The sequence below is a fragment of the Luteitalea sp. genome (assembly GCA_009377605.1).
GTDB lineage: Bacteria > Acidobacteriota > Vicinamibacteria > Vicinamibacterales > Vicinamibacteraceae > WHTT01.
In genome coordinates, this window is the sequence record WHTT01000203.1 from 1 (window position 1) to 1,461 (window position 1,461).

Consider the following 1,461-nt stretch of genomic DNA (forward strand, 5'->3'; position numbering starts at 1 on the left):
CGTGCTCATCAACGCCCCATACGATGCGGCGACCGTGTGGGATCATTTGCGCCGATCCGGGCACGCTCGATGCCCTCGAACTCCCGCAGCATCCCACCGGTCCATGTGCCGCGAGCCGTGGGAACAGCCCTACCTCCTCCTTCGCGTCATGACATTCACACACGAAGGAACGGAAGAATCGCAGGATGCCAGCCAGCATATCTGAGGCAACGTCACGTCCCTGCTCGAGCCGAGCGGCCGACGCCCCGAGGACCGCCAGCATGGCTTCGATGTCGCAATGGTCTCGACTAAGGGCCTTGAGACAACGCATGCGTCATTCCGTGGCTGTTCCTACGCACTTGCCTCGCCCCGAATGGTTTGGAGCCGACGGCCAGCGCGCCCCCCGGGTCGCGGCGGCTGCTGATTCCAGCCATGAGAGTCGTCCTCTCGTACATGGCTCGGGCATCTCCGGATGCAGACAGCACAATGGATGCCAATCCGTACGCTGTGGCGCACTGCCGCGTGACGCAAGAAGCCTATCTTCTTCTCCCAATCAGCGAAGAATTTCCCAGGGCTCTGGGGACGAGCTCGCGGTTGGCGGTGCTCCGCCGCGGCATCGGCCTGGAGCAGCGCCAGGAACGCCTGTTTGATCGGAAAATCCGCAGCGTCTCCCACCGCAAGCACGTTAGAGAGGCCCTTGACGCGACGGCTTTCGACATCGACATGAATGAATCCACGCTCGTCATGAGCGCCAGCACATTGCCGCGGAGATCGCCCGCCGCCAGCCCGGACCACGGTGTTGTCGAAGGGTCGAAACGAAAGCCCGATTCGTGGTCCGACGTTCGCGCTCGGCGTGTCATAGCCTTGCTCGGGCAGGGTACCGCTCAGCGCCCCGTTTCTGCCGAAATCCGTAAACGTTCCGCTGGGATGGGCATCAGTAGCTCAACAGCTACATCAGTTCTGTGAATAGGTCAACTAGCACATCCGTAGGGCGCGGCTTTAGCCGCGTCGTCAGACGCGACATTTGTGTGGCACGATAGGAACACATATGTCAGTAGCGTCGGACCTGGACGGATAGCTATAATCCGCCCATTGCATCTCTCATGTGAGTGCGCGCACACCCCTTCCTTTGGTGCACACCTACTGGCGCGCCCGCCGAAGGCGCTCGGTCGGAGAGATGTTTCTGAGCGCGGCGCCGACCGCGCCATGTTCCCGCTGGAGGAGACGTTAGATGAATCGTTACAGAAGGATCGCGAGCAACTTGGCGATCGTGGGCCTCGCCTTGGCCGCGGGTGTTCCGGCTGTCTTCGCGCAAACCGGCGCGGGCAGCCTACGTGGATACGTCAGAGACGAGCAAGGTGGCGCGCTGCCGGGTGTCACCGTGACGGCCACGAGCCCGGAGATGATTCAGCCGGCCGCGGCGGTGGCCGATGGTGAGGGCTACTATCGTCTCATCAATCTCGCACCTGGCACGTACACCAT

General features: G+C 62.3%; 2 protein-coding genes. Both read left to right on the forward strand.

The window, feature by feature from the left end; translation table 11 throughout:
• Positions 1 to 501: 501 nt before the first annotated feature.
• Positions 502 to 945 (forward strand): hypothetical protein, encoded by a 444-nt coding sequence (locus GEV06_28495; GenBank protein ID MPZ21791.1) that lies wholly within the window; start codon positions 502 to 504, stop codon positions 943 to 945.
• A 265-nt stretch (positions 946 to 1,210) separates the two neighbouring features.
• Positions 1,211 to 1,461, forward strand: a 251-nt coding sequence (locus GEV06_28500; GenBank protein MPZ21792.1) for a hypothetical protein, incomplete at its 3' end; no start/stop codon positions are given.